The following is a 26,472-nucleotide window of genomic DNA, read 5'->3' on the forward strand; positions in this document are numbered from 1 at the left end:
AGGCCGTATCATGCAGAACGACACCGTCGACCGCACTGATCTGTACCGCCTGGCTGATGACGGCTGCCCGAACGTGCCGGATCGTGACACCACGGTCCACGACCTGTCGGCCCTGTGGGCCGCGCTCGGTAAAGATGCCCGAGAGGACGTGTAAGAGTTCCCGCTCGCGATTGCAAAGAAAGACTGAAGACCCGCCGGCGCTCGCGGCGGGAGCCCCTAGAACCCGACCGCCGCATCTTCTCCCAACTCATCACTCAATTGCCGAATTTCTGATCCGCGGGCATGTTCAGCGGTATCGGGCCGTCGTTACGCAGTGAACCCGCCATCGATCGTCAGGCTGGCCCCGGTCACGAACCCGGATTCCGGCCCGGCCAGGTATGCGACCATCGCCGCCACCTCATCAACGTGCCCGTAGCGGGGTAGTGCCATCAGCGCCTTCAGGGACTCGGCGAACGCGCCGTTGGCGGGGTTCATGTCCGTGTCCACCGGCCCCGGTTGCACGTTGTTGACCGTAATGCCACGCGGCCCGAGGTCTCGCGCCAGCCCCTGAACCAACCCCACCAGCGCCGCTTTGCTCATGGCGTATACCGCGCCGCCGGTGAACGGCATCCGTTCGGCGTTGCAACTACCGATGTTGATGATCCGTCCGCCCTCCGTCATGTGCTTCGCCGCAGCCTGTGTCGCCACGAACGCGGCCCGCACGTTGACCGCGAACGTCCGGTCGAAGTCCGCGAGGGAGAACGAATCGATCGGCCCCATCGTGGCGACCCCGGCGTTGTTCACCAGGATGTCGAGCCCGCCGAACTCCTTCGCCGCCTGCTCGACCGCTCGAATGACCGCGTCGGCGTCCGAGGCATCGGCCTGAATTGCAAGCGCCCGTACACCGAGGGCCTTGACCGTTTCGGCCGTCTGCCCGGCCTCGTCTGGCTTGCTGACGAAGGTGAGCGCCACGTCCGCACCCTCCTTCGCGAGGCGCTTCACGATGGCGGCCCCGATGCCACGGCTCCCGCCGGTGACCAGCGCGCGTTTTCCCTTGAGCGGCTGACTCATTGACTTGCTCCTCGTTCGCACGACTAAGGCGGCAGACAGTTTATACGACCCGGAACGCGACTTTCCCGTGCCGGGCTTGTATTCGGAGGCGGGTCGCACGTCCGGGAGAGGGGCTTTACTGCCGACCTCCGCCGGGCGGGGTTCAGGTTTTTCGGTCCTGCGGGTTATGCCGGCCCCGCTTGTCGAGGGCACCGGCCCGAACCGACCGGCTCGCGTCTTTGTGGTTACCGGTCGGCAGGTTAGAATGGGTGAATGAAACCCACCGCGACACCCGGTCCGGCGACCTCGGACCCGACACTCACGTTCTGGGGCGCCGCCGGTGGCGTCACCGGCTCGATGCACCTCATTGAGGCCGGGAACCACAAAATCTTGCTCGACTGCGGCCTCCACCAGGGCCGCCGCGAAGAGGCCCGCCAGCGGAACGGGCACTTCCCGTTCCACGCCCATCAGATCGATGCGGTCATCGTCAGCCACGCCCACATCGACCACTGCGGGAACCTGCCCACGCTGCTCCGCCAGGGGTTCGACGGGCCGATCTACTGCACGCCCCCCACCCGGGACCTGCTCCGGGTGATGCTGGCCGACAGCGCCAAAATTCAGGAAGAGGACGCGGCGCACATTAACATCGCGCGGAACTATGCGGAGCCGTGGGTGCAGCCGCTGTACACGGTTCACGACGTGGAGAAGGTGTTCACCCGGCTGGTGGCGGTGCCCTACGGCCGCGACGCCGACGCGACCAAGACCGTGCGGTTCCGGTTCATCGAGGCCGGGCACGTGCTCGGCTCCGCGATGGTCCACGCGACGATCGCCGCACCGGACCGCGACCGCACCCTCTCCTTCAGCGGCGACATGGGCCGCCGCGGGCTGCCCATTCTCAAACCCACCGGGGCCGTTCCGCCCGCGGACGTGCTGGTGTGCGAGAGCACCTACGGGAACCGGACGCACCGCTCGTTCGCGGACACCGTGGAGAAGCTCTACGCCGCGATCCGCGACACCGTCGAGCGCGGCGGGAAGGTGCTGATCCCGGCGTTCAGCCTCGGCCGCACGCAGCTCATCATCCACGTGCTCCAGCAGGGGCTCCGCGCGGGCCAGATCCCGAAACTGCCGGTGTACGTGGACAGCCCGCTGGCGTCGGAGGTGGCGGAGGTGTACCGCGGGCACCCGAACAGCCTGTCCGCCGAGATCGCCCAGGCGCTCCGCGAGGGGCACGGGCTGCTCGGCGGGGACGGCGTCACTTACGTGCGGGACTTCGAGGAGAGCACGCTGCTGGCGAGCCGGTCCGGGCCGAGCGTCATCATCGCGTCGAGCGGGATGTGCGACGCGGGCCGCATCCAGCAGCACCTGAAGCAGTTGGTGGACGACCCGCGCTGCACCATCATCCTCGTGAGCTACCAGGCGCCGGGGACCGTGGGCCGGAAGCTGATGGAGCCGAAGCCGACGGTGCGGTTCCAGGGCCGGGACTGGAACAAGTGGATCGAGGTGGTTCACCTGGACGGGTTCAGCGGGCACGCGGACAAGAACGACTTCACCGCGTACCTGAAGGGGCTGGCGGGGCGGGTCGGGAAGGTGCGCCTGATCCACGGCGAGCGTGAGCAGGCGGAAGCGCTCGCGGACACGCTCCGCGGGCTCGGGTTCGACGACGTGGCGGTGCCGGTGCCCGGTGACCGCGTGGCCATCGGGTAGCGGCCATGCTCCCCGACGAAGAGGCCCTCCTGCGGGCGGTGTGCGACGGCCCGGACGACGACACCCCGCGGCTGGTCTACGCCGACTGGCTGGACGACCACCCCGACGCCCCCGGCGGCACCCCGGACGGCCGCCGCGCCCGGGCTGAGCTCATCCGCCTGGACGTGGAACTCGTCCGGCACGCCCAGACCTACGACGACCCGCGGTGGGCCGAGATCGTGCCGCAAACCGAGGCGCTGATCCGCGCCCACTGGCCGGAGTGGGTGGCGCCCCTCAAGGCGGTGCCGCGGGTGAAGTGGCCCGGGCAACTGGCCTGGCCCGGCGGGTACGACCGCGGGTTCGTCGATATGGTCGAGTTCCCGACCGCCCGGGCGTTCGCCGAGCAGGCGGCGCGGGCGTACTCCCTCACCCCGGCCGGGTACCTGTACTTCTCCCGGCTCACCCCGCGAACGGCCGGCGCGCTGCGGCTCCCGCACATGCGAACGGTTCACACGCTCAACCTGGGCCAGGGGGTGCGGCAGCACCCGGGCAGCTACCAGCACCGGCCGCAGGAGATCGGCCCGGCCGGGGCACAGGCGCTGGCCGCCAACCCGACCCTGACGCGGTTGCACACGCTCTCCCTCGCCGGGTGCCGGATCGGCGACGCCGGCGCGGAGGCGCTGGCCGCGGCGGCCGACGCCGGCTGCTTCCCGCGGCTGAACGAGCGGCCCACGTACCTCGCCGAACTCGATCTTTCCGCCAACGGCCTGACCGCCGTCGGGCTGGCCGCGGTGCTCCGGTCGCGGTTGGTCGCGGGGGTCGGGCGGCTGCGACTGGCCTGCAACCCGCTCGGGGGCGCCGGCGCGGCGGTGCTGGCCGCCGTGCCGCTCCCGGAAACGCTGTGGGAGCTGGACCTGAACGACACCGACCTGACCGACGCCGGGGTGCAAACCCTCGCGGCCGCTCCGCTGTCGGAAGGGTTGGAGGTGCTGTGCCTGATCTACAACGGGTTGACCGACGGTGCGGTCGAGACGCTGACGCGCGGGGCGCGCCCGCGGTTAAAGAGCCTGTACCTCGGGTACAATCGGATCACGCCCCGCGGCGCCGAGCGGCTGGCCGGCTGGTGCCAGGGGCGCAGCAACGCGCACGTCGATCTGCGGGGCAACGTGCTCGGCGCTGACGACCGGGCCGGGCTGCGCCCCCTGTTCGGCGACGCACATGTCGACTTTTGACCGCGACCGCGGGAGCGGCCATGAACCCGGACAACCCGTTGCTCCAGGCGCTGATCGCGGACCCCGGGGACGACACCCTCCGGCTCGCGATGGCGGACTGGTTCGACGAGAACGACGATCCGGCGCGGGCGGAGTTCGTGCGGGTGCAGGTCGAGCTGGCGCGCGGCGTGCCGGATCGCGCGCGTCGGCGCGAGCTGGAGTTGCGGCAGCGGGATCTGCTCGTCGCGCACGACCGCGAGTGGGTCGCGCCGCTGGCCCGGGTGCTGAACTGCGAGCGGGGGCAGTGGGGCGGGTGGGTGTTCCGCCGCGGGTTCGTCGAGTACTTCAATTTGCCCGCGCCGAAGGTCAACGAGCACGGCGACCGGCTCGCGCGGCTCACGCCGGTGCGCGAGCTGTTCCTCCGGCCGTGCTCCTCCGGGAGCGTGTTCGCGCTGTGCCGGAACCGGCCGTGGGTCCGGAGCGTCACGCACCTGTACCTCGACGTGCGCGGGCTGACCGACACCGCCGCGATCGCGCTGGCGGAGTGTCCGAGTTTCGCCGGGGTGCGCGTGCTCTGGTACGCCGAAGGGGGCATGTCCGACCGCGTGCGCGAGCGGTTCCACCAGCGGTTCCCGTTCGCAACATCCGGCGGATTCTGAGCGGGTCGAACCCATGAACGACCACGACGCGCTGCTGCGGGCGATCGGGGAGCAGCCCGAGGAGGACACCCCGCGCCTCATGTACGCGGACTGGCTCGAAGAGCAGGGCCAGCCCGAGCGGGCCGATTTCGTGCGCAACCAGGTGGAACTCGCCCGCCCCGGGCTGTCCGCGATCGAGCGGTACCGGGCGGTGAGGCGGAACGTTCATTACCTGTCCCATTTCGTCAAACGGTGGCACGCGGAATTGCCCCGCATTCCAAACGTCGAGTGGGGCGACTTCAACCGGGGGCTGATCGAAGAGGTAAGGGCCGCGAACGAACGGGCGATTGTCGCGCGTGCCGCCGAGATTTTTGCAGTGCCGGGTGTTCACGTCGTTCGGTTGTGGAGCTTGAGCGACGGTGGGGCACTGGCCGCCGTGCCGGAACTGACGCGGCTCCGGTCGTTCCGACTGCTGGGCGGTGCGCCGGCCGGCACGCTGCGCGATCTGTTCCGCTCACCGCACCTGGCCCGGCTCGCCGCGCTGGACCTGTACAACAGCCGGGTCGACGACGCCCTCGCCTCCGAAATCGCCGACGGGCGGTTCCGCGAGTTGCGCGAGCTGCTGCTCGGGGCGAACGCCGTCGGGAACGTCGGCGGCCGCGCGCTGGCGGCGTCGCCTCATCTCGCGGGGCTGCGCAAGCTCGACCTGCGCGGGAACAGCCTCGACCACCCGACCCGGGCCTTGCTGCTCACCAAGTTCGGGTCCCGAGTGAACCTGTGATTCGCGCGAGGCGCCCCATGACGGACACCGAAGCCGCGCTCCTGCGGGCCATCGCCGCACAGCCCCACGAAGACACCCCGCGCCTGATCTACGCCGACTACCTCGACGAAGAGGGCGCGCCCGCTCAGGTCGCCCGTGCGGAGCTCATCCGGCTCTCGGTGCAACTCGAGCGGATGAATGCCAGCCACCCGGACCGCGAAGACATTCGCCAGCGCGTCTGCCGCCTGCTGTATCGCTGGGACGTGGTGTGGCAGACGGAACTGCCGCCGGGGTTCACACGGCTGGCGTTTTACTGCCGCGGCTTTCCGTACCGAGCGGCACTGACCGCGTCTCTGGCCGCCGGTGCCGACGACCCGCGGTTGCTGCTCATCGAGTACCTCGAACTGACGCCCGATGTGACCGCGCGCCAACTCGCCGCCGTGCTGAAGTGGCCCATCTTCGGACGGGTAACCGAACTCGTGCTCCGGGGGCACGGCTTGCTCAACAAATCTGGAGCCGCTGCGCTTGCGGGTGGAATGTTCCCGAAGCTGGTGCGGCTCAGGGTTCAGGGACAGCAGATCGGCGACCGCGGACTCGCCGCGCTCGGTACCAGTTCCGGGTTCCCGCGACTGCGCGAACTGGATGTGAGTTACAACGGGGTGTCGGCCGCGGCGCGACAGGCGTTCGGCCGGTCCCCGCTCGGCGCGCGGCTGGAGCGCGTGTTCGGTGGGGGCGAGGCGGCGCAGTAACTCGTTGCGTCCGGCCGCCGGTCGGGTTATCGTTGTGGTATTCCGGTTGGCGGTTCAGCTCGTCGCTCTGCGACAGGCCGATGTTGCGTCGGCCGAGCTCCTGCCTTCGCACCCTTCGCGGGGAGCGCTGTTCCAGCACCGCTTTCGGCGGGGACCGCCGGTAACCGGCGCGTGGCTGGGGCAACCCCGCCGGTCGTGGTTCACGCGCCGGTTACCGGCGGTCCCCGCCGGCGGTGCTGTGAGCGCTCCGCACCCCAGGAAGAGAAGTAAACCGCGACCGGAACGCACGCGGGCCGGGACATCCGTCCCGGCCCGCGCTGTTCTCGCACTCCCAGAGCCGTCCGGCTCACACCAGACCGGTGAGCGCGCCGGCGGCGCAGTGGTTCGGGTTGCCGAAGGTTTTGACGTGGTGGCCGAAGCCGTGGGCGAGCGCCATCAGGAGCCGGTTGTGCGGCACCTTGGGGTACTTCAGCGACCGGCCCGTCTTGAAGTCCAGCCCACCGCCCACCAGCACGAACGGGATGTTGTCCATCGTGTGCGAGTTGCCCTTGCCCAGCTCGTTGGTCCACACGATCAGCGTGTTGTCGAGCAGCGACCCGTTCCCGCCCGGCTCCTTGGTCTCGCTCAGCCGCTTGGCCAGGTACGCGACCTGCTCGCAGTACCACTTGTTGATCTTCACCAGCTTCTCTTGGGCCTTCTCGTTGCTGTCCGGCTCGTGCGACAGCTCGTGGTGCCCTTCGTTGATGTCCAGCCACTTCATCCGCGGCATGCCCACCGAGTTGGTGATCTGGAGCGACGCGACCCGGGCGAAGTCCGCGGCGAAGCTGTTCACCATCAGGTCGATCTGCGCCTTGGCGATCTTCGGCATGTTGTCGTTGTCGCGGCGCACGCCCGGTTCCAGTTGCGGAACCGCGTGGCCCACGGTGGACGCTGACGCGGCCTTTTGCTCCTTCAGCTCCTTCTCCATCTCACGCACGAAGGCGGCGTGCTCGTCGAGCAGCTTCTTGTCGGCCGTTCCGACGCGGTCCCCGACCTTCTTGAGGTCGTCCTTCACAACGTCCAGCACGCTCGCGAGCGCCTCGTTGTCCTTGGCGCGACCGTAGAGCTTGTTGAACACTTGGTACGGGTCGTCGATCGGCGCGATCGGCTTGTTGGCGCCGGCGTAGCTCCAGCGGGTCCAGGTGTCGGCGCGGTCCGGGACCATCACGCCGAGTTCGAGCGAGCCGAAGCGGGTCTTGGTGGCCGGGTCCTTTTGCAGGTAGTTGCGGATCTCCTGGTCGATCGAGATGCCCTTCGCCCACCCCGCCGGCGTGTCGGAGCCGCCCTGCACGTTGCCCGGGTACAGTTCGATGCCGGTGAGCAGGCACCCGATGCCGCGCATGTGGCCGTCGCCGTCGCCGCGGATCTTGTCGCAGACCCCGTGGAGCGTGAGGAGCTGTTTCTTGAACGGCTCCAGCGGCTTGAGGATCTCCTTCAGCTTGAACTCCGACCCCTCTTCGTCGGGCCAGAAGTCCTTGGGGACGATCCCGTTCGGGCTGAACACGAACACGATCCGCTGCTTCCGCTTCCCCTGGTTGGCGAAGCTGAGGCTCGGCAGGTTGAGCAGGAACGGCACGGCCGCGGCGCTGATTCCGAGGTCGCGCACGAACTCGCGCCGGTTGCGGGTCAGGGACATGCAAGGCTCCGCAGGTGGGGTCGTATTCGGTAGTGCCGCCGGGCGGCGCGGCGTACTGTTCAGGAGGGCTACTTGGGCGGTTTATCGCCTGTCTTCGGCATAGCACCGATTACGGCGATTTCCACTATCAATTTTCGCACGTTCAGCCCGTTCGCGGCAAACATTTTCCGCAGCTCTTCGGGTTTCGCGAGCCCGTAAGCCCGCACGGGCTGTTTCACAAAGTAGTGGAACGCCTGCTGCGCGAAGGCGTAATGAGCCTCTTCGCTGCCGGCGACGAACTTCGCCAGTTCCTTCGCGCCGGTGAATTTTGCGGTGGAGCCCGCCCGGGTTTCGTACAACCCGCTGGCGTCCACGGGCTTGTTGTTGTCCTTCTCGCGAAACTTCCCAACCGCGTCAAATTGTTCGAGGGAGAAACCGAGCGGGTTCATGACCGTGTGGCACCCGGCGCACGCCATCGGGCTGGTTTGCTTCAGCACCCGCTCGCGGGTAGTCAGGTTCGGGTGCAGGTCCGGGGCGAGCGGCGTGAACGCCTCCATCGGCGGCCGGATGGCGATCCCCAGCAGCCCGCGCCCGACGAACACCCCGCGGTGGATCGGCGAGGTCTCGGAGGCGTACGCGAGCGCCGCGAGGACATACGGGTGCGTCAGCACGCCGGCCCGCTTGTCGGTCTCGTGCTTCACCTTTTTGAACCCGGAATCGGCCGGCACGTTCGCGCCGTAGAACTTCGCGAGCCGCCCGTTCAGGTACAACTCGTCCGCCAGGAGCAACTGCCGGAAGTCCGCGTTCGGGCTGCTCAGGAGATCGTCGAGCGACAGTTCCAGCGACGTGCGCAGGTCGGACGCGAGGTCGTGGTCGAACCCCGGGAACCGTTTCGCGTCCTTGGGTAGTTCTTTCACCTGATCGAGTTTGAGCCACGTCAGCAGGAACTCGCGCATCTTGGCCTTGGCCCGCGGGTCGTTGAGCATCCGCTCGGCCTGGGCGCGCAGTTCGGCCGAGGTGCCGAGTTTGTTTTTGGCGGCGGCGTCCAACAGTTCCTTGTCGGGTGGAGCGTCCCACAGCGAGAACGCGAGCCGCGACGCCGTCGCGTAAGGTTGTGAGGTGCCGTCGGCGTCGGGGTAGAGGAACCGCGGCGACTTCAGCACGACCAGCACCACCCGCTTCACCGCCAGTTCGAGGTCGGCCCCGGAGGCGTCGAACTGCCGGTCCACGAACAGGACCTTTTCGGGCTCCGAGAGTGGCCGCCGGAACGCGCGCTCGGCGAAGGTGCGGCAGAACGCCTTGAGCTTCGCGGCGCGGTCCGGGGCGTTCGGTTGCGCGCCGCTCAACTCGGGGAGCTTCGCGAGGACGTAGGCGGCGGTTTCGATCGCGCCTTCGGTGGTGGCCGCCTCCCACTCCTTCGAGATGGTCGCGCCGCGCTCCCAGCCGAGGCTCCTGTCATCAGGCGGGAAGGGGGACTCGATCACGGCCGCTTCGGGGAACTTCTGCGGCGTCAGGTAGCGCGCGGCGATCGGCTCGATCGTGCGGTTGGGCCGCTTCCAGTTGAGCGACACGAACGCGGGCTTCACCGGCGGGTTCGGGTTCGTCTTCGAGTCGTCCACGCCCTGTTTCGCCTTCGAGAACTCCAGGCGAATGGGGTACGCGCGACCGGCGAGCAGGTACACGCTGGTTTTGAACTCGGTGTCGGTGCCCGATTTCACCCAGGCGTCGATGGCCGGCTTCTTGTTGTCGTTGACCCACAGGCGCAGCGCGTGATCGGTCTTCACGACGAACTCGTAAACGCCGGTTTCGGGCGCCCACACGGAGCCGTCCCAGCGGATGCAGAACGTGTGGGCGTCGAACTTCTCTTTCAGTTCGGCGTCGGCTTTGGGCGGCCCCTTGCCGAAGTCGAAGTTGACCTCGGGGTCGAGCCGGTCGATCTGGCGCTTGTTGTTCTGGAAGTTGCGCGCGTTGAAGTACTCGCCGCGGAGCCCCTGCCGCTCGTCCGGCTTCGGCGCCGCGGGCCGGAACCCCGCCAGCGTGTCGGCGATGCTGTTGCGGTACTGCTTCACCGTGAGGCGCGACAGCTCCACGCGCGGCGGGTTGAGCTTCGCCTGCGCGGTCGGCGAGTAGAACGCGTCGTACATGTACTCCGCGACCCGGCGCGACTCGGCGGCGTCGAGCAGGTCGGGCGACCCCTCGGGCATCGTGTCGTCGATCACCTTGGCGAGTTGCGTCAGCGATTTGTCGCCCGTCAGCGGCACCGGGTAGGCTTTGGCTCCTTCACCCTTGGCCCCGTGGCACTTCGCGCACATCTGGCGGTAGATCACCTCGCCGCTCTTTTCCTTTTTCTCCTGGGCGAGCGCGGCCGGGCTCAGCGCCGCGAGCGCGAGGAGCGCGAGACCGGAGTGCGGGAGCGTGTGCGACATGCGAAGGTGCCTGAAACGTGGCGCGGGCAGGGAGGATAAAATCAGTTTCGGTCGGCCGGGAGCGGAAGTCAAGCCAGCGGCCCCCCGTGTACGTGCCCTCGGGCGCACAAGACAGCCGCGCCGCCGGGGGCTAAGAATGAGGTTTGTCCGTGCGGCCGGTCCTGCAAGGGCGAAGGTCTTGCAGCCAGGGGCGCGAGCCTGATTCTTTGAGGTTGTGTCATGTCGCTTCCCCGCGTTCTCGCCGACCTTCCGGTTTCGCAGACGGTACTCGATCTGCTGGGCGGGCTCGTCGAACTGGTGCCCTGGGACGCCGCGCCCGGGCGTGTGGACGCCGTGTACACCTACGGCCACCCGCCCGTGGGCGCGGAGCTGATGGACCGCTTTCCGGATCTGAAGGTCATCAGCAACTTCGGCGTGGGCGTGGACCACATTGATGTGAGGGCCGCGGCCGAGCGAAGGATTCCGGTGGGCAACACGCCCGGCATCCTCGACGGGGCGACGGCGGATCTGGCGTTCGCGCTGCTGCTGGCCGCGGGGCGGCGGGTGGTGGAAGGCGACCGATACGCCCGCGGTCCGGCGTTCACGCACTACGACCCCTCGTTCATGCTGGGTCGCGAGGTCCACGGAAGCACCATCGGCATTTTCGGAATGGGGCGCATCGGGCGGCAGGTCGCCAAGCGCGCGAACGGCTTCGGCATGAAGGTGCTGTACCACAACCGGAACCGGAGCGACGAGGCGGAAATCGTTCTCGGCGCGCGTTACGCGCCGAAGGACGAACTGCTCGCGACCGCGGACCACATTGTCCTGACGCTCCCGCTGACCCCCGACACGCGCGGCTTCATCGGCGCCGCCGAACTCGCGCTCATGAAGCCCACGGCGACGCTGGTGAACGTAGCCCGCGGCGCGGTGGTGGACAAAGACGCGCTGGCCGACGCGCTGGCCGCACGGCGTCTGTTCGCGGCGGCGCTGGACGTGACCGACCCGGAACCGCTGCCGCGCGACCACCCGCTTCTGACGCTCGACAACGTCGTCATTACGCCGCACCTGGGCAGTGCGACGGAGGAAACGCGGCGCCGGATGGCCGAGCTGTCCGTTCAAAATCTGTTCGCCGGACTGAGCGGCAAACCGTTGATGTTCTCGGTGACGTGAATTGTCCGGTTCTGGGCGTCGTCCTGGTTTGCGAGAAATGTGCATCCTGTGGTCCCGAATAGCACCTAAGCTCGCCCTTTCCGAACGGAGGCTCGCATGTTTCGCTCAATGGCCGTCATGTCCGTGGCTGCCCTGGTGATCGCGTTCGCCCCGGTGGCCCGGGCCGCGGACGAGCCGAAGGACGTGATCGCGAAAGCGATCAAGGCGCACGGCGGCGAGGAACTGCTTACCAAGCAGAAGGCCGGGCAGACCAAATCGAAGGGCAAGCTCGACCTGCCCGGGGTGGGGGAGGTGGACTACAGCCAGGACATCATGTACATGCTCCCGAACAAGTTCAAGGACCAAATGGAGCTGAAGGTGATGGGGCAGACGATCAACGTGCTGACCATCATCAACGGCGACAAGGTGACGCTCGAGGTGAACGGGAATGCCATTGATCAGACCGACAAGGTGAAGGACGCGGTCGCGGACATGGCGAACGTGATGGAGGCGGCGCGGCTGGTGAACCTCAAAGACAAGGCGTTCGAGCTGAGCACCATCGGCGAGGATAAGGTCGGGGACAAGAAGGTGGTGGGCGTGCGGGTCGCGAAGAAGGGGCAGAAGGACGTGAGCTTGTACTTCGACAAGGAGACCGGGTTGCTCGCGAAGCTGGAGTTCCGCACCACCGACCAGGCCACCGGCAACGAGGTTACCGAGGAGCGGCTCCCGTCCGATTACGCAAAGAACAAGGACGGCGTGCTGGCCCCGCGGAAGATCGTTGTGAAGCGCGACGGCAAAGCGTTCCTGGACGCCGAAATCACCGAAACCAAGTATTTCGAAAAGCTCGACGACAGCGAATTTAAGAAGTGAACTGCCCGGCGGAGCGGGTGTTGAGTGCGTCGGGGACTCAACACCGAACGGCGCGCTCGACATCTCGCCATCTTTCACCGGAGGGGGCGTCACATCGCCCCCCGTAGTTTCCAGTTCGCGCGGTCTTGGCGATCGCGTGGGAAATCGGAGCACGCCGAGGCTAAACCCACCTGCGTCGGCAAGCGGGGGCACACACGTCACCAACTGGAAACGACTGGACACGGTCGCGGTGCCATCTGCTTGGTTAGAGGAGCCGCCGCTACGGGGGCGCCGTTCGCTCTCGCCTGCGGCGCTGTAACGGGGGTTACAGCGCCGCAGGTGAGGCACTGCTGGGGGCGCAACGGTACACCTGCGGACGCTGTGGTGCCGGTTCGCTACCCGCTCGCGGGTACGTTACTACCACCGAATCGCGCCCTTAAAACCGGAGGAATGCTCCCGGGCGAACAAAAAACGGTTACGGATCGATTCGGTTTATATTTCGTAACATGAATATGCGATTGCGTTTGTGACTTGTTCGGTGGCGGCCGTTGTCCGGGCCATGTAACTCGAAACAGACGAACTCATGCCGCTTCGCATCTCCGCGTTCCCGAAGTGCTACCTGGACGCCATCGCCGGCACGCGCACGATGACCGTTTTCGAGTGGATCGAGGCGGCCCGCACGCTCGACTGCGACGGTCTCGAGATGTACGAGGGCTTCTTCACCTCGCTCGAACCCGGTTACCTGGACTCCGTCGGCGAGGCTATCGCCCGGACGGGGCGCGCGATGCCGATGCTGTGCTGCTCCCCGGACTTCACCAATCCCGACCCGGACGCCCGCAAGCGCGCGATCGAGAAAGAGGCCGATATGGTGCGGGTGACCCGCCGGCTCGGCGGCCCGCGGGCGGTGTGTCGGGTGCTGAGCGGCCCCCGCTATCCGGAGGTTTCACGCGCGCAAGGGCTCGCGTGGGTGATCGAGTGCATCAACGCGGTGCTGCCGGTTGCGCGCGAGTACGACGTGATTTTGGGGTTGGAGAACCACTACAAGGACGGGTTCTGGAAGTATCCCGAGTTCGCGCAAAAGAAGGACGTGTTCCTCGAACTCGTCAACGCGATCCCGGACCGTACACATTTTGGCGTTCAATACGACCCGTCCAACGCGATCGTGGCCGGGGACGACCCCGTTGAACTCTTAAAGGCCGTTGCCGACCGCGTCGTGAGTATGCACGCGAGCGACCGCTATTTGGCGGACGGCGCGACGCTCGAAGAGCTGCGCCAAGCTGACGGCAGCATCGGTTACTTCGACAAGTTGCGTCACGGCGTGACCGGGAAGGGGCTCAACGACTTCGACTCCATTTTCCGCATCCTGGCGGAACACAACTATCAAGGGTGGGTCAGTATCGAGGACGGGATGAACGGGATGGAGGAAATGGCCGAATCGCTGGCGTTCCTGCGCCAAGTTACAGCGAAGTATTTCCCGTGATGATGAGAGGGAGTTCCCACAGCGTGGCACGTTTCGTTTCACCAGCGCACCCAGCGCGGGACAATCGCCGGGCGTGGCAGAAGGAGGTGCTAGCGGAAGAGATTCAGGTCGGGGCGGTCGATCTACACGCCCGCGCGAAAGCACTTACCCAGGTACACGGGTGCCTGAATCTCGCGCCGAGACCAATCACTTCGCGGAAACTACCGCGCTGAACAGTTACGGGACTTGAGCTGTAAGGCACTCATTAAGCCATTGCCGATCAGTGCGGGTGAATCGGTTCGGGCCAGTGCGGGAGTTGAGGCCGAGGATGAACGGGCTCCGAAAGTCGGCTTGACGCGCGCGCCGCCGCAGACCATATACACACGTGAAGTAACAAAAACGCTGAGTTTTAAAATCGCTGGCGCGAATAATGCTGAAGATTCTTGCGCATTTTACGAGCCCAGCACGGCGGCCCTAGACATGAACACGCGAAACTGTGCCGAATGTGGCCGGAAATTGCTGAATGCGTTTTTCTGCCATTACCGGCGGCAGGCCTTTTGTACCCCGCAATGTTTGGGGAAAAACACTCCCGCGGACCGGCCTGTTCTGGTCGCATCTCCTTCCAGTGCTAAATCGTCGCCAGTAGCTCCGACAATAGGCTCGGGTCGACCGGCTTTACAAGGTGTGCGGTGACCCCGATCTGACTCGAACGTTGCCGGTCACTGTCGCGCCCGAAACCCGTCAAGAGTACCAGAGCGGTGCGCTCGAGCCCGACCGTTCCCCTGATCCGAAGGGCCAGCTCGTAGCCGTCCATGCCGTGCGGCATGGCGACATCAAGCAACGCCACATCTGGGCAAAAGTCTGCCGCCGCTGCCAGCCCTGTAGCCCCATCGTGGGCGGTGCGGACCTCGTATGGTCCGATCAGCCGTAACAGCTCCGCCAGCGACACGGCAGCGTCAACGTTATCGTCTACAACCAGAACTTTGAGCGGTTTGAGGGACCGCCCGTCCTCGGGCGGCGTGTTCGTCCGGCCGGGCGAACACGGTGCCGGGGTGAGCAGCGGCAGGTGAACGACGAACTCGCTACCCCGGCCCGGACCGTCGCTGTGAACGCCGACCCGGCCCCCGTGTAGCTCGCAGAGGCCCCGCACGAGCGACAACCCCAACCCGAGCCCGTCGGCGAGCGCGCCCGCGGCCCGATCGGCCTGGGCGAACATGTCGAAGATCCGTCCCACCATTTCTGGGCGGATTCCGATCCCGGTGTCCCGGACCCGTACCGCCGCTTCCTCCTCTTCGGCCCTTGCCGACACGCAAACCCGGCCACCGGGTTCGGTGTACTTCGCGGCGTTGGTGAGCAGGTTGCCGAAGATCTGGTCGAGGCGGGCCGGGTCCCCTTCCACCAGGAGCGGGTGCGGGGGCAGATCCAGTTCGAGCTTGTGCCCGCGGTCGTCCATGCGCGGCCGGGCCGCTTCGGCCGCTCGGGCCAGGACGGTGACCAGATCGACCGCCTCCCGCCGCAGCTCGAACTTGCCACGGGCGATGCGCGACACGTCGAGCAGGTCGTCAACGAGTCGCACCATGTGGTCTAACTGTCGCGCCATCATGGCCCGGGGGCGCTCGACCGCCGGCTGATCGCCGGCCGTGCGGCGCAGGATCTCGAGCCCGGTGCGGATCGGGGCCAGCGGGTTCCGGAGCTCGTGTGCGAGCAGCGCGATGAAGTCGTCCTTGTTGCGGTTCGCCTCGGCCAGTTCCGCGATCAGGCGGGCGTTCTCGGCCCGCTCGCGGGCCACCTGCGCGGCCAAGTCCGCCTTGCGGATGGCGTCCCGGACCGTCTGACAGAACACCTCGGCGGTGAACGCCCCTTTGACCAGATAGTCTTGTGCCCCCAGCTTGATCGCCCGGACCGCGATCGCCTCGCTCCCTTGGCCGGTCAGCACCACGACCGGGACGGCCGTGGTGCCGTCCGGACCGGTGAGCCGCTCGAGCAGGGCGACCCCGGTCGTGTCGGGCAGGTCGTAGTCGAGCACAAGACACGTCGGCGGGGCCGCGGCGATCCGCGCCAGCGCCGCACGACCGGTGTGCGCCTCAGCGACGACGAACTCTCCGGCGGCGTGCCCGGACTCGAGGTAGCGGCGGACGACCCCACAGTCTTCCGGACTGTCGTCGACCACCAGAATCGTCTTCGGCACGTCCGGACCCATGCGGTCACGTCCTCCCGGGCGGCAAGCGGACCGCACCGAACCAGTACGCCACCAGCGTCGCCACCGTGGCGACGAACTGGCGATAGTCGACGCTCTTGACCACGTAGCTGCTCGCCCCGTCGCGGTAGCACGCCGCGACATCGTCGGGGCTGGTGGAGGTGGTGAGCACGACGACCGGCACGGCCGCCGTCGCCGGGTCCGCCTTGATCGCCTTGAGCACCGCCCGCCCGTCCGTGCCCGGCAGGTTTAGGTCCAACAGGACTAGGTCCGCGGGACGGGCGTGCGCGAACCGGCCGCGGGCGTGCAGGCAGTCCAGCGCTTCGCGGCTGTTGCGGCACCGCACCAGCGGGCGCGGCGAGCCAGCCTTTTGCAACGCGCGTGCCGTGGCCTCGAAATCCTCGTCGCTGTCCTCGACGACCACGATCATGTAACCGCCCTCCGTGGCACCAAGTGTCGGGGCGGTCAGCCGCCGAGGGTGAAGTGGAACGTCGAGCCGTGCCCCGGGCGGGAGTCAACCCACACGGTGCCGCCGTGGTGCTCGACGATCTTCTTGACAATGGCGAGGCCCACGCCCGTCCCGCCGCCGAACTCGTCGCGGGCGTGGAGCCGCTTGAAGAGGCGGAAGATCAGGTGCCGGTGCTCCTCGTCGATCCCGATGCCGTTGTCGCGCACGTAGAACACCGGCGGCGCCGCGCTCCCGCCCGGGCGCCCGACCGGCTCGTCGTACCCGACCTCCACCCACCGCTCGGCCTTATCGGTGTACTTGGCGGCGTTGACGATCAGGTTGGAGAACACCTCGCCCACCTGGACCCGGTCGCACCGGACGGTGGGCAGCGGGCGCGGCACGCGGACCGCGACGCGGCCCTCGGCGAGCCGCCCCTTGAGCGCGTCCAGCACCCCGCGGAGCACTTCGTCGAGGGCCACCGGCTCGAACGTGCCCCCGTCCCGCCCGAGCCGCGAGAATCGGAGCAGGGACTCGATCAGGTCGTCCATCCGGCGGGTGAGCCGCACCAAGGTGTTCAACTTGTCCACCCCGCTCGCGTCCAGCCGGCCGGCGTAGTCCTCGAGCAGGAAGGTGGCGTAGTTCGACAGCCCGCGGAGCGGCTCCTTGAGGTCGTGGCTGGCGCTGTAGGCGAACGCGTCCAGGTCGGTGTTGCTGCGCCGCAGCTCCGTGTTCAGCCGGGTCAGCTCCTCGGCCCGGCGCACGACCACGGCCACGACCGCGTCACGCAGGAGCCGCGCCGCCTCGACCTCGGCCGGCTGCCACGGGAGCGACTTGTTGTGCACCTCCTCCTTCCACAGCTCGAACGACCGGCGCGGGCTGAGGCGGCCGGTCGGCCCCGGCTCTCCGACCGGCTTGTACGGGTCGCCGCCCCACCCAACCGTCTGCACGACCTCGGGCCGGAACCACAGCACCCAGTGGCCGGCCGCCCGGCTGGTGGTGACCGCGAGCACCCCGCTGGCCACGTCCTTGAGGTCCGCGAACTCGGGGGCGAGCCGGGAGAGCGAGTCGGTGTGGAACACGTCCCCGTCGGCGTGCACCCGGAGCCACGCCACCAGTTCCTGGATCCGCTCGGTGGCGGGCGCCCGCCCGGCCGCCGCGCACCCGCCGTCGGACACCACGGCCGCCCCCTCCGCCGCGGCTAGGCCGAGGAGGTCCGCCGGGTCCCCGGTCAGGGCCCGGGCCAGGTCCGGCTCCTCGGCCATGCGCTGGAGCAGCCGCTCGCGGACCGCCTGCAACCGGTGCCGGTACTCGACCCCCTCGCTGTCCTCCTTCACGGCGATCTGCACGGACACGAGCGTGCCCAGGAACTGGCACGCCGCGCGGTCGGCAAAGGGCAGGTACTTGGCGCCGCTGTAGTGCATGCACGAGATGAGCCCCCACAGGCGCCCTCCGCGCATGAGGGACACGGACATGGAAGCGGTCGCGTCCATGTTCTTGAGGTACTGGACGTGGACCGGCGAGACGCTCCGGGACACCGCGAACGACAGGTCCAGCGGCCGGCCGGTGCGCGGGTTCACCTCCGGCACCAGGGGCACGGGCTCATACCCGACATCGGCAATCAGCCGGTACGGGTTCAGGTGGTACAGGCGGCGGGCCTGCTCGGGGATGTCGGACGCCGGGAAGTGGAGCCCGTCGAGCGGCGTCAGGTCCGCCCGCTTGTCCTCCCCCACCACCTCGCCGTTCCACGCCGCGTCGAACCGGTAGATGGTGGCCCGGTCGAACCCGCCGATGGCACGCGCCTCGGCCGCGGCCACCTGGCAGAACTCGCGGAACGTGCCCGCGTCCTGGAGGCGGGTCATGGCCCGCTGGAGGGCCCGCGAGTGGTCGGCCGCGCGTGCGGCCGTGCCGGGCGGCCGGGGGTTTTCGAGCTCGAGGACGAGGACCCCGTCGTGGCGGTGGGCGACGCCATCGAACGTGACGCCCGGCAGCTGCAACTGGAGCGGGTTGCGGTCGCGCAGGTCGGGGGCGGAGAGCGCGTCCCGCAGCGGGCCGCGGCCGTCGGGGTGAACGTGATCGAGGAGCCGCGATCCGACTAGGTGCTCCGCTGCCGCCCCGAAGTGGCCCGCAGCGTTCGCGCTCGCCTGCTCGATCACCAAGTCCGGTTCGGACAGGGCGAGCAGAATTCCGTGCGGCTGAACACGGCCCGGAATGTGGATCGGCTCCCGGTCGCAGTTCGCGAGGTCGACCGCGTGCCCGGCCGTGTCGTGGCTGATCGTCATCCGGACCCGCCTTATGAGGCTGTGAGGCGACGGACCCGGAGCGAGCCGCCCAGGGGCATCTTACAGAGTGCGACCAACTCAAATGTTGGTGCTCCCGGACGTTCGTGGCTCACTGCCGCTGAACTGTTACCGAGGTGGCTCGCCGAAACGGCCGGTTATTGCCGTGCGGACCTTGGAGCGGCTTCGCATCGACGATACAACGCAACATGTGCTAACCGCACCGGGCAAGCGCACACAACAGCAAAAATAAAAGATGTCGATTGGGATTCGCTCCACCCTGGCTCGTGAGCTTCTGCTGCCGCATGGGCGCGGCTGTGAGGTGGTAACCGTGTGCCGGTCGGCAGTTCCATTAGGCCCGCGCCCCGCGGCGCTAACTTTTCTCTGACCAGATGGGGTGTGCCTGACACCGCTTCGGTTGGTCCCGGTCGCGGCGAAGGGAGTAAGGTGCTGAACTGTTCTGCCTATGCCTGCCTCGCCTTCGGCACGCCGGACGCTGTCGGGTTCATTCGTATCGGAAAACAGACGCCGCGACCGGCTGGTCGGGCCGGTCGCGCGCGTGGCACTTCAGCTCAGTGGGTTACTTCGGCATCAGAACGGTGTCGATGACGTGCACCACGCCGTTACTCGCCTTGAGATCGGCGGCCGTCACCTTCGCGTCGCCGACCGTCACGCTCTTGCCATTCACCGCGATCTTGAACTTCGTGCCCGAGAGCGTTTCAACTTCTTTGCCGTCAAGCTTGACGACCTCGCCGGCGACCCAGGTGCCTTTGACCGCGTGGGTCAGCAGGATCTTCTTGAGCAACTCCTTGTCGCCCTTAACCTTGTCCAGGGTCTCCTTATCGATCTTCTTGAACGCGGCGTCGGTCGGAGCGAACACCGTCCATTCTCCCTTGCCGCTCAGAGTTTCTGCCAAGCCGGCTTCCTTGACCAGTGCGAGCAGGATGGTGTGGTCCTTCGATCCGGCGACGATTTCGGCAATCGTCTTCGGTTCCTCGGCGGCCTGTGCGGGAAACACGGCCAGCGATAAAGCCAGGAACGACGCCGCAGCAATCAGCTTGGTCTTCATCGGGTGCTCCACGGGCGATGACGGTGGCACCGGCGGAGGTTCGCCGGTCGCCGAGCGGAACCCGGCGGCCTCAGGTGGCCCGTTCCGTTCGACCGCAGTGCTTCGCAGGATTTTTTGAAGCGGATTCACAATCGAGAAACTTTTATTTTCTCGGTTGCCCACGTTCATTCTGCACGGTTACAGGTCAATTCTCGCTGCGCTAAGGTGTGGGGCACCACGACGCGGCGACGTTCGTTTGTGCCGAGTCGTCTCGGTTTTCGATCGGAGCGGACGGTGTGGGCGGGGGCAACCCCGATGCCTATCGCGACGGGATTTCAGGGACGGGATTCCCGGTCATTTCGAGACGCTTTCCAGAATGCGATCGAGCTCGGAAACGTCGGCCGGTTTCACGAGGTGGTGGTCGAACCCGGCCTCCTTCGTGCGCCGCCGGTCCTCCTCTTGGCCCCATCCGGTCAGCGCGGCCATGCGGACGGATCGGAGCTCGCTGCTCTGGCGGATGCGACCCGCGACCTCGTAACCGCTCATCCCCGGCAGCCCGAGGTCGAGCAGGATGAGCTGCGGGCGGTAAGACGCGAGCAGGCGCAGCGCCTCGGGGCCGTCGTGGGCGGTGCGCACGTGGTGGCCCCGGAGCTCGAGGAGCATGGCCAGGCTCTCGGCCGAGTCGCGGTTGTCGTCCACGACAAGAACTTCAAGGGCTCGCTGCTTCTGTGCCGCGCCGGGTTGCGCGGAGGGGCCGCCCCCGCCCGTGAGGGCGGGCTCGGCCATCGGGAGGCGCACGGTGAACGTGCTCCCCCGGTCCGCGCCGGGGCTCTCGACGGTGACGCTCCCGCCGTGCATCTCGACGAGGCGCCGCACCAGTGTGAGCCCGATGCCGAGCCCGCCCTGGGACCGCTCGAGCGACGTGCCCACCTGGGTGAACATGTCGAACACCCGGGGCAGCATGTCGGCCGGAATCCCCACCCCGGTGTCGGCCACGCGGACAACGGCCTCGCCCCCGACCGCTTCGGCCGTCAGCACGATCCGCCCTCCGTGCGGCGTGTACTTGGCCGCGTTGTTGAGCAGGTTCGCGAGCACCTGGACCGTGCGGGTGTGGTCCGCGTCGATCGTGACCGGGCCGGGCGGGAGCTGCACCACCAGCTCGTGCCGGGCGGCCTCGATCAACTGCCGGGACGTTTCCACGGCCGCGTCGACAACGGCGCGCAGGGAAACGCGCTCGCGCCTCAGCACCACCTTCCCGCTCGACACCCGGGACACGTCCATCAGGTCGTCGACCAGATGCACCATCTGACCGAGCTGGCGCTCCATCATGCCCAGCGTGCGCGACAGGCGCGGGTCCGGGGGGAGGGCCGCGCGCAGAATCTGGACGCCGTTGCGCACCGGGGCCAGCGGGTTCCGGAGCTCGTGGGCGAGCGTGGCCAGGAACTCGTCCTTGCGCCGGTCCTGCTCCTGGAGCGTGCGGTACAACTGGGCGTTCTCGATCGCCACCGTCACCCGCTCGGCCAGGCTCCGGGCGACGCGGAGCTCCTCGGAGCCGAACCGGCGCCGGGGCGAGACGGCCAAGAACGTGATCCCGCCGAGCGCCCGCCCGCGCGACAGCAGCGGCATGCACAGGTACGAGCGGACGCCCAGCTCCTTCAGCTTGGTGACCCGCTCCTTCCCCTGGGCGGCGGTCTCCGGGTCCAGCTCGTTGATGTCGGGGACCACCTCCGGCTCGCCCGTCTTGAGTACGTGCGGGATGGCGCCTGCGCGGGCGTCGGCCGGTTGGAACGCCGCGTCGGCCGCCCGCGCGGCGGCCACCTCTTCGGGCTCCCGGGCGGTGACGGTGAGGCGCCGCGGGGTGCCGCCCTCGTCGATGATGTCGACCACGCACCAGTCGGCGAACCCCCCGGTGGCCAGGTTCGCGATCCGCTCGAGCGTGCTCCGGTAGTCGACCAGCTCGGCAAGGGACGCGGTGGCGTCCGCCACGAAGTGGACCCCGTCCTCGGCCCGCTTGCGCGCGGTCGCGTCGCGGAACACCTTGCCGAACCCGCGCAGCGTGCCGCCGTCCCGGAGCGCGACCGTGACCCCGTCGGCGAAGAACGGCTCGCCCCCCTTCTTCTGGTGCCACCGCTTGTCCTCAGCCCGGCCGGTCGCCGCGGCGGCCTCCCGCTCGCGCGCCGGCACCCCGGCCGCGCGGTCCTCCGGGGTGTAGAACACGTCGGCCGGTCCCCCCAGCACCTCGCCCGGCGTGAACCCGGTGATGGTCTCGGCGCCACCGAGCCAGTCGAGCACCAGGCCCTCGGGGCTGAGGACGATCACCGCGTAATCCGCGGCGGACCCGAGGAGCAGGTTGAGCCGCACCTCCTTCTCGCGCAGCAGCGCTTCCGCGCGCACCCGCTCGGTCCGGTCGGCCCCGTGCATGATGATGCCGGCGACCGCGCCCGACGGGTCCCGCACGGGCTGGAACACAAAGTCCAGGTTCCGCTCCTCGACCCGCCCGTTCCCGCGGTCGAGCTTCACCCACACCCCGGAGCCGATGTACGGCTCGCCCGTTCGGTACACCCCGTCGAGCAGCGCCACGAACCCCTGGTCGACCACCTCCGGGAACGCGTCGCGCACCGCCCGCCCGATGACCGCCCGGTCGCCGACGAGCCGCTGGTACTGCGGGTTGGTGCGCTCGAACACGTGCTCCGGCCCGCGCACCACGGCCACGAAGGAGGGGGAGTGCTCGAACACCTCGGCGAGCTGCCGCTCGCTCGCCACCAGGGCGTCCTCGGCGCGCTTACGGGCGGTGACGTCGGTGAACAGGACCCCCACCTGCCGGCCCCCCGGGGGGCCGACGCGGAACGCCGAAACGTCGAACCACCGGTTCAGGTCGGCGACCCGGTCGACGCGGCGCACCGGCTCGCCGGTGGCGGCGACCCGGGCGTACGCTTCGATCCAGTGGGACTCGTGGGTGGGCATGAACTGCCGGGCCGTCTTGCCCACCGCGTCCCGGAGCCCGGTGTGGGCCTCGACGGCCGGGTTGACGAGCAGGTAGCGGTAGTCGACCGGCCGGCCGCCGGCGTCGAGCACCGGTTCGACCACGCAGTACCCCTCGTCCATCGACTCGAACAGGGACCGGAACCGCTCCTCGCTCTCGCGCAGCCGCTGCTCCATCGCCTTGCGGTCGGTTATGTCGCGGGCCGTTTTGGACGCCCCGACAATGTCGCCGTGCGCGTCCCGGAGCGGGGCGACGCTGACCGAGATGTCGATGCGCGTCCCGCATTTTCGCACCCGTACTGTCTCGAAGTGCTCGATCCGCTCGCCGCGGCGGACCCGTGCCAGGATCTCGTCCTCCTCGTGGAGCCGCTCGGGCGGAAGCAGCGCCCGTATCGAGCGGCCGATCATCTCCCGGGCCGTGTAGCCGAACACCCGCTCGGCGCCCCCGTTCCAGGTTTGGATCACCCCGTCGAGGGTCTTGCTGATGATGGCGTCGTTGGACGACTCGACGATGGCCGCGAGCCGCGCCTGGTCCCGCTCCGCGCGCCGGCGGTCGGTGATGTCACGGAACACGAGCACCGCGCCGCTGACCGCCCCGCTCGCGTCGCGGATCGGCGCGGCCGAGTCATCGATCGGGTACTCGGCGCCGTCCCGGGCGATCAGGACGGTGTGGTTGGCCAAGCCCACGATGGTGCCGGTTTGCAGGGCGCGGAGCGCTGGGTTCTCGACCGGGGACCGGGTCGACTCGTTGACGATGCGGAACACTTCGGGGAGCGGCCGCCGCCGCGCGTCGCCGAGCGCCCATCCCGTGAGCCGTTCTGCCACCGGGTTCAGGAACGTGACGCGCCCCTGCACGTCGGTGGAGATGACGGCGTCGCCGATGCTGGCGAGCGTGGTGCGCCACAGCTCCTGGTGCTCGTTCGCCTCGGCCGCGGCCACTTTCTGCTCGGCCCGCCGGACCTCACTGGCCCGGCGGAAGAGGTCTGCCAGCACGGCCACCTTGGCACGAAGGGCGGCCGGCGGTACCGGCCTGATCAAGTAATCGACCGCGCCGGGTGCGTACGAATTGTCCGCGGCAAACTGGTCGAAGCTGTCAACCAAAACGACGACCGGTGTGTCTTCGGCCCGGGGATGCGCTCGAACGATACGAGCCATCTCGGTCACCGCCGCTCCCGGTGCGTTAAGGTCAAACACGACTGCGGCGAAATCGGTCGCTGCGAGGTGGCGACCCACTTCTTCGGCCGAGCCCGCGTGCGTAAGACTGAGGTTCGAATCGCCGAGTGCGCCGTTAAGAGCAATCAGGTTCTCAGGGCGATCGGTCACGAGGAGAATGTTTACGCGGTCGTTTCTGGTCACCGAATCCTCCGCCCGCCGAGACGTAATGGCTGGAGTCCTAACGCTTTACTCGTAAATTGCTTGCAAATGACTTACGGCGAGGTCAGTCACGTCTCGTGTTGCGAACTCCGTTGAAAGTGCCGTCGCAATGCAAATGGCGTGCCGGATTAACATATGGTTTGCGTCAGAATAAACGGCGTTTTCAGTGCCAAAACTTAACCGGTTGCTCCCTTCGGCGGTGCTCCTCTGTTACTCCGTCAAACCGCTCACCGCGATGGCGGAACGTGAGGCGAAGCCCGATCAGTCGCCTTCGAAGAAATCGTTCCGGTGGGGAACCGCGTGGGGTATGTCTCATCCCTCACCCAGCGACCCGGTGTGGGTCGCAATCTCCGCCGCCAGCACCGTCAAGAACTCATCTAGCCCCTTCATGTCGCCCCGCACCAGCCCGAGCTTCGATCCGTCCCGTAACCGCAGCTCGTAGCCTCGGTTCGAGGTGCCCATCATCAGGTCCGCCAACGCGTTCTCCATCGGCCCCATGTACGTTGAATTCAGCGGCTTCACGGCGACGATGTCGCTGACCCGGTGAACGACGATTGTTCGCCTGAGGAGCCGACGCGCGCGCGGAGTACACCGTCGTTCAACTCCACCCACTGCACACTCGACGACATCGCCCACGTCATGACGCCCACAAAGCCGATCATGCCGGGCACCAAGTACGTGCTCACGTTCGCAGGGGCGAAGACGGCGACCAACACGGCGGCAGCGAGTGGCCCGATCAGGAAGACCGTGGAGCACCCGAGGGCCAGTACGACGAAAACGGGGCGGAGGTGGATCGTGTATGGGGAAGGTTGCATCGTTGCATCAGAAGGCTGGGTGCCGTCGCCCAAGGTCCGTTGTACAGCAACTCGCAGACACACGCCAGCCGCCCGAAACGAGGAGGGCCGGTGCAACCCGGCCTCAGAGTTCAGCTCTTTTTCGCCTTGGGCTTGCAGCTCCCCTTCGTGAAGGGCTTCTTTCCGGGCGTCGGCTCGTAACTGGGCCAGCACCGTGACGTTTTCTTCTGAGCCTTCGGTTTCGGTTCGGCGGTCGGCATGATGCGCCCCCTGAGTTAGTCCCCGTTCTGATCGGTCGCTCCAAACTTGGCAAAGCATGTGCCGCCCCGGCGGGAATGCTTCCGTCGTTCGTCACTTCCGAAATCCCGACGCGCGTAGGGCTTTTGTTTCTCAGCGTCGGGAGTGCCCGCAGCGGTTCAAGCGCCTCCTGGTCGGGCACTTGGTCTGCACATCTGCCCAAGTCGCCCCTCCCATCATGATTCACCCAGGAGTTCGTCGTGAGCTGGACCCGCCGCAACGCTTTGGCCGCCTTGCCTGCCGCCGCTTTTCTGCCCGCCTTCGCAGGTGCGCAACCCACTGCGCAACCGATCGCCGCCCCTCCCAAGGACCCGCTCCTGGCCCCGTGCCTGCTGATCGGTGGACGCAAGCAGATCGAGAACTGCTCCTACGCCCTGAAGAAACTTCAGTCCGATGAGGCGAAGGCGTTCGCCAAAGCCGAGATCGACGAGCACGAGACCATCAAGAAGAACCTCAAGGGCCTCGGGTACGACTACCCCGTGACCGCGGCTCCTGGCACGCAACCGAACCAACCGACCGCGTGGTCCGTCACCGCGGGCGCAGCCAAGTTGCCGACGGAGGCCGCCGCGATGGTGGCCGTGGACCACGAGGTGGCCGACCGGTGCATCCTCAACTACCGGTCGGAGATGGACAAGCTCAGCGGGAAGGAATTCGACAAGCGGTTCATCGGGCATCAGCTCGACGAGCACATGACCCTGTTGGACAAAGTGCAGACGTTCCGCCGCCACGCCTCCCCAAAGATGGAAACCGTGCTAGCCGACGGGCAGAAGACCATCGAGACGCACATCGCGACGCTGAAGAGAATTATGGCCGGCCTCGACAAGGGCAAGGCGGAGTAAGCGCCCGTCGGGATTCCGGGCGATGCCCCCGTGCCGGCGCGGCGCGGTACATCGGATGCAGCGAAGGCCGAGCCATTCCACCCGGCAAACGACCGGGTTCACCACAGGAGAAGCAGCTATGAAATCGTGCGCATTCGCGGCCGTTGTGGCCGCTGGGTTACTGTTCACGTCTGGTGCGGCCGACGCCCAGTTCTTCCGGGGCGGCGGGTTCTGAAGCGGGTTCGGTGGAGGAACGGGACGGGGCTACAACTCCTTCCCGGGCTACGGGTACTCCAACTCGGGTTACGGATATTCCTACCCCGGTTACAGCTACGGGTACTCGGGCCGCTCGAACTGGGGCTCCCCGTACTCCAACTATGGCCACTCGAACTACAGCTACCCAAGCTACGGTTACTCGGGTTCCAGCTACTCGGCTCACAGCGATCCGTGCTGCTGCGGTTCGAGCCCGAGTTACCACAGCAGCGGCGCCACCAGCGGAGTGACGGCTGCCGGATACACTAGATCGCATTCACGATAGCTGCGTATTCGTAGTGTAGTGGTGCAAACGTTGCCGTTGTGAGTGGCTCATGATTGCGCGCCTGGACAACCTGCCTGTACTTTCCGCGAATCGGCCGCGCTCAGGCGGCTAGGC

At 67.6% G+C, this 26,472-nt stretch carries 21 protein-coding genes; 10 read left to right on the forward strand and 11 right to left on the reverse strand.

The window, feature by feature from the left end:
* Nucleotides 1–10: 10 nt before the first annotated feature.
* Entirely contained in the window at nt 11–154 is a 144-nt protein-coding gene (locus tag R5W23_RS26290; protein WP_010045123.1) for a hypothetical protein, read from the forward strand.
* Between the two features lie 152 nt (nt 155–306).
* On the opposite strand, the gene R5W23_RS26295 is transcribed toward R5W23_RS26290, so the two are convergent.
* A complete protein-coding gene (locus tag R5W23_RS26295; protein WP_320688932.1) occupies nt 307–1,050 on the reverse strand; it encodes a 3-oxoacyl-ACP reductase family protein in 744 nt (247 codons plus the stop codon).
* A gap of 252 nt (nt 1,051–1,302) precedes the next feature.
* On the opposite strand from R5W23_RS26295, the gene R5W23_RS26300 reads away from it, so the two are divergent.
* The 5 genes from R5W23_RS26300 to R5W23_RS26320 are packed head-to-tail and all read left to right on the forward strand — an operon-like array spanning nt 1,303 to nt 6,070.
* Nucleotides 1,303–2,733: an MBL fold metallo-hydrolase gene (locus tag R5W23_RS26300; protein WP_320688933.1), complete on the forward strand. Its 1,431-nt coding sequence runs from the start codon at nt 1,303–1,305 to the stop codon at nt 2,731–2,733.
* Between the two features lie 5 nt (nt 2,734–2,738).
* Nucleotides 2,739–3,944 (forward strand): TIGR02996 domain-containing protein, encoded by a 1,206-nt coding sequence (locus tag R5W23_RS26305; protein ID WP_320688934.1) that lies wholly within the window; start codon nt 2,739–2,741, stop codon nt 3,942–3,944.
* A gap of 20 nt (nt 3,945–3,964) precedes the next feature.
* Entirely contained in the window at nt 3,965–4,582 is a 618-nt protein-coding gene (locus tag R5W23_RS26310) for a TIGR02996 domain-containing protein (protein ID WP_320688935.1), read from the forward strand.
* A gap of 13 nt (nt 4,583–4,595) precedes the next feature.
* Nucleotides 4,596–5,342 (forward strand): TIGR02996 domain-containing protein, encoded by a 747-nt coding sequence (locus tag R5W23_RS26315; protein WP_320688937.1) that lies wholly within the window; start codon nt 4,596–4,598, stop codon nt 5,340–5,342.
* Between the two features lie 17 nt (nt 5,343–5,359).
* Nucleotides 5,360–6,070: a TIGR02996 domain-containing protein gene (locus tag R5W23_RS26320; protein ID WP_320688938.1), complete on the forward strand. Its 711-nt coding sequence runs from the start codon at nt 5,360–5,362 to the stop codon at nt 6,068–6,070.
* 346 nt (nt 6,071–6,416) lie between these two features.
* On the opposite strand, the gene R5W23_RS26325 is transcribed toward R5W23_RS26320, so the two are convergent.
* Together R5W23_RS26325 and R5W23_RS26330 are read right to left on the reverse strand one after the other, a co-directional pair.
* Nucleotides 6,417–7,745 (reverse strand): DUF1552 domain-containing protein, encoded by a 1,329-nt coding sequence (locus R5W23_RS26325; RefSeq protein ID WP_261189109.1) that lies wholly within the window; start codon nt 7,743–7,745, stop codon nt 6,417–6,419.
* A 68-nt stretch (nt 7,746–7,813) separates the two neighbouring features.
* Nucleotides 7,814–10,150, reverse strand: coding sequence for a DUF1592 domain-containing protein (locus R5W23_RS26330; protein ID WP_320688939.1), 2,337 nt, complete (start codon nt 10,148–10,150; stop codon nt 7,814–7,816).
* A gap of 219 nt (nt 10,151–10,369) precedes the next feature.
* On the opposite strand from R5W23_RS26330, the gene R5W23_RS26335 reads away from it, so the two are divergent.
* The 3 genes from R5W23_RS26335 to R5W23_RS26345 all read left to right on the forward strand — a co-directional run bounded on the left by R5W23_RS26335 (nt 10,370) and on the right by R5W23_RS26345 (nt 13,607).
* A complete protein-coding gene (locus R5W23_RS26335) occupies nt 10,370–11,299 on the forward strand; it encodes a 2-hydroxyacid dehydrogenase (RefSeq protein WP_320688940.1) in 930 nt (309 codons plus the stop codon).
* A 96-nt stretch (nt 11,300–11,395) separates the two neighbouring features.
* The gene (locus R5W23_RS26340) at nt 11,396–12,148 is read left to right on the forward strand and encodes a hypothetical protein (protein ID WP_320688941.1); all 753 of its coding nucleotides are present in this window, start codon (nt 11,396–11,398) and stop codon (nt 12,146–12,148) included.
* 562 nt (nt 12,149–12,710) lie between these two features.
* Nucleotides 12,711–13,607 (forward strand): sugar phosphate isomerase/epimerase family protein, encoded by an 897-nt coding sequence (locus R5W23_RS26345; RefSeq protein ID WP_320688942.1) that lies wholly within the window; start codon nt 12,711–12,713, stop codon nt 13,605–13,607.
* A 607-nt stretch (nt 13,608–14,214) separates the two neighbouring features.
* Here R5W23_RS26345 and R5W23_RS26350 read toward each other — a convergent pair.
* From R5W23_RS26350 to R5W23_RS26385, 8 genes are all read right to left on the reverse strand, one after another.
* The gene (locus R5W23_RS26350; RefSeq protein WP_320688943.1) at nt 14,215–15,786 is read right to left on the reverse strand and encodes an ATP-binding response regulator; all 1,572 of its coding nucleotides are present in this window, start codon (nt 15,784–15,786) and stop codon (nt 14,215–14,217) included.
* A gap of 4 nt (nt 15,787–15,790) precedes the next feature.
* Nucleotides 15,791–16,213, reverse strand: a complete 423-nt coding sequence (locus R5W23_RS26355; RefSeq protein WP_261189115.1) for a response regulator — start codon at nt 16,211–16,213, stop codon at nt 15,791–15,793.
* 35 nt (nt 16,214–16,248) lie between these two features.
* Nucleotides 16,249–18,510, reverse strand: a complete 2,262-nt coding sequence (locus tag R5W23_RS26360; RefSeq protein WP_320688944.1) for an ATP-binding protein — start codon at nt 18,508–18,510, stop codon at nt 16,249–16,251.
* A gap of 577 nt (nt 18,511–19,087) precedes the next feature.
* Nucleotides 19,088–19,576 (reverse strand): fasciclin domain-containing protein, encoded by a 489-nt coding sequence (locus tag R5W23_RS26365; protein WP_320688945.1) that lies wholly within the window; start codon nt 19,574–19,576, stop codon nt 19,088–19,090.
* Nucleotides 19,577–19,909: 333 nt separating this feature from the next.
* Nucleotides 19,910–23,893 (reverse strand): PAS domain S-box protein, encoded by a 3,984-nt coding sequence (locus tag R5W23_RS26370; RefSeq protein ID WP_326522220.1) that lies wholly within the window; start codon nt 23,891–23,893, stop codon nt 19,910–19,912.
* Nucleotides 23,894–24,223: 330 nt separating this feature from the next.
* Entirely contained in the window at nt 24,224–24,433 is a 210-nt protein-coding gene (locus tag R5W23_RS26375) for a hypothetical protein (RefSeq protein ID WP_320688947.1), read from the reverse strand.
* Entirely contained in the window at nt 24,430–24,726 is a 297-nt protein-coding gene (locus R5W23_RS26380; RefSeq protein WP_320688948.1) for a hypothetical protein, read from the reverse strand. The genes R5W23_RS26375 and R5W23_RS26380 overlap by 4 nt, the downstream gene beginning before the upstream one ends.
* Nucleotides 24,727–24,836: 110 nt before the next feature.
* Nucleotides 24,837–24,965, reverse strand: a complete 129-nt coding sequence (locus R5W23_RS26385) for a hypothetical protein (RefSeq protein ID WP_320688949.1) — start codon at nt 24,963–24,965, stop codon at nt 24,837–24,839.
* A 237-nt stretch (nt 24,966–25,202) separates the two neighbouring features.
* Here R5W23_RS26385 and R5W23_RS26390 point away from each other — a divergent pair, with 237 nt between their 5' ends.
* Nucleotides 25,203–25,841: a DUF4142 domain-containing protein gene (locus R5W23_RS26390; protein ID WP_320688950.1), complete on the forward strand. Its 639-nt coding sequence runs from the start codon at nt 25,203–25,205 to the stop codon at nt 25,839–25,841.
* Nucleotides 25,842–26,472 lie beyond the last annotated feature (631 nt).

Origin of the sequence: Gemmata algarum (assembly GCF_034097035.1) — a bacterium.
GTDB classification, from domain to species: domain Bacteria; phylum Planctomycetota; class Planctomycetia; order Gemmatales; family Gemmataceae; genus Gemmata; species Gemmata algarum.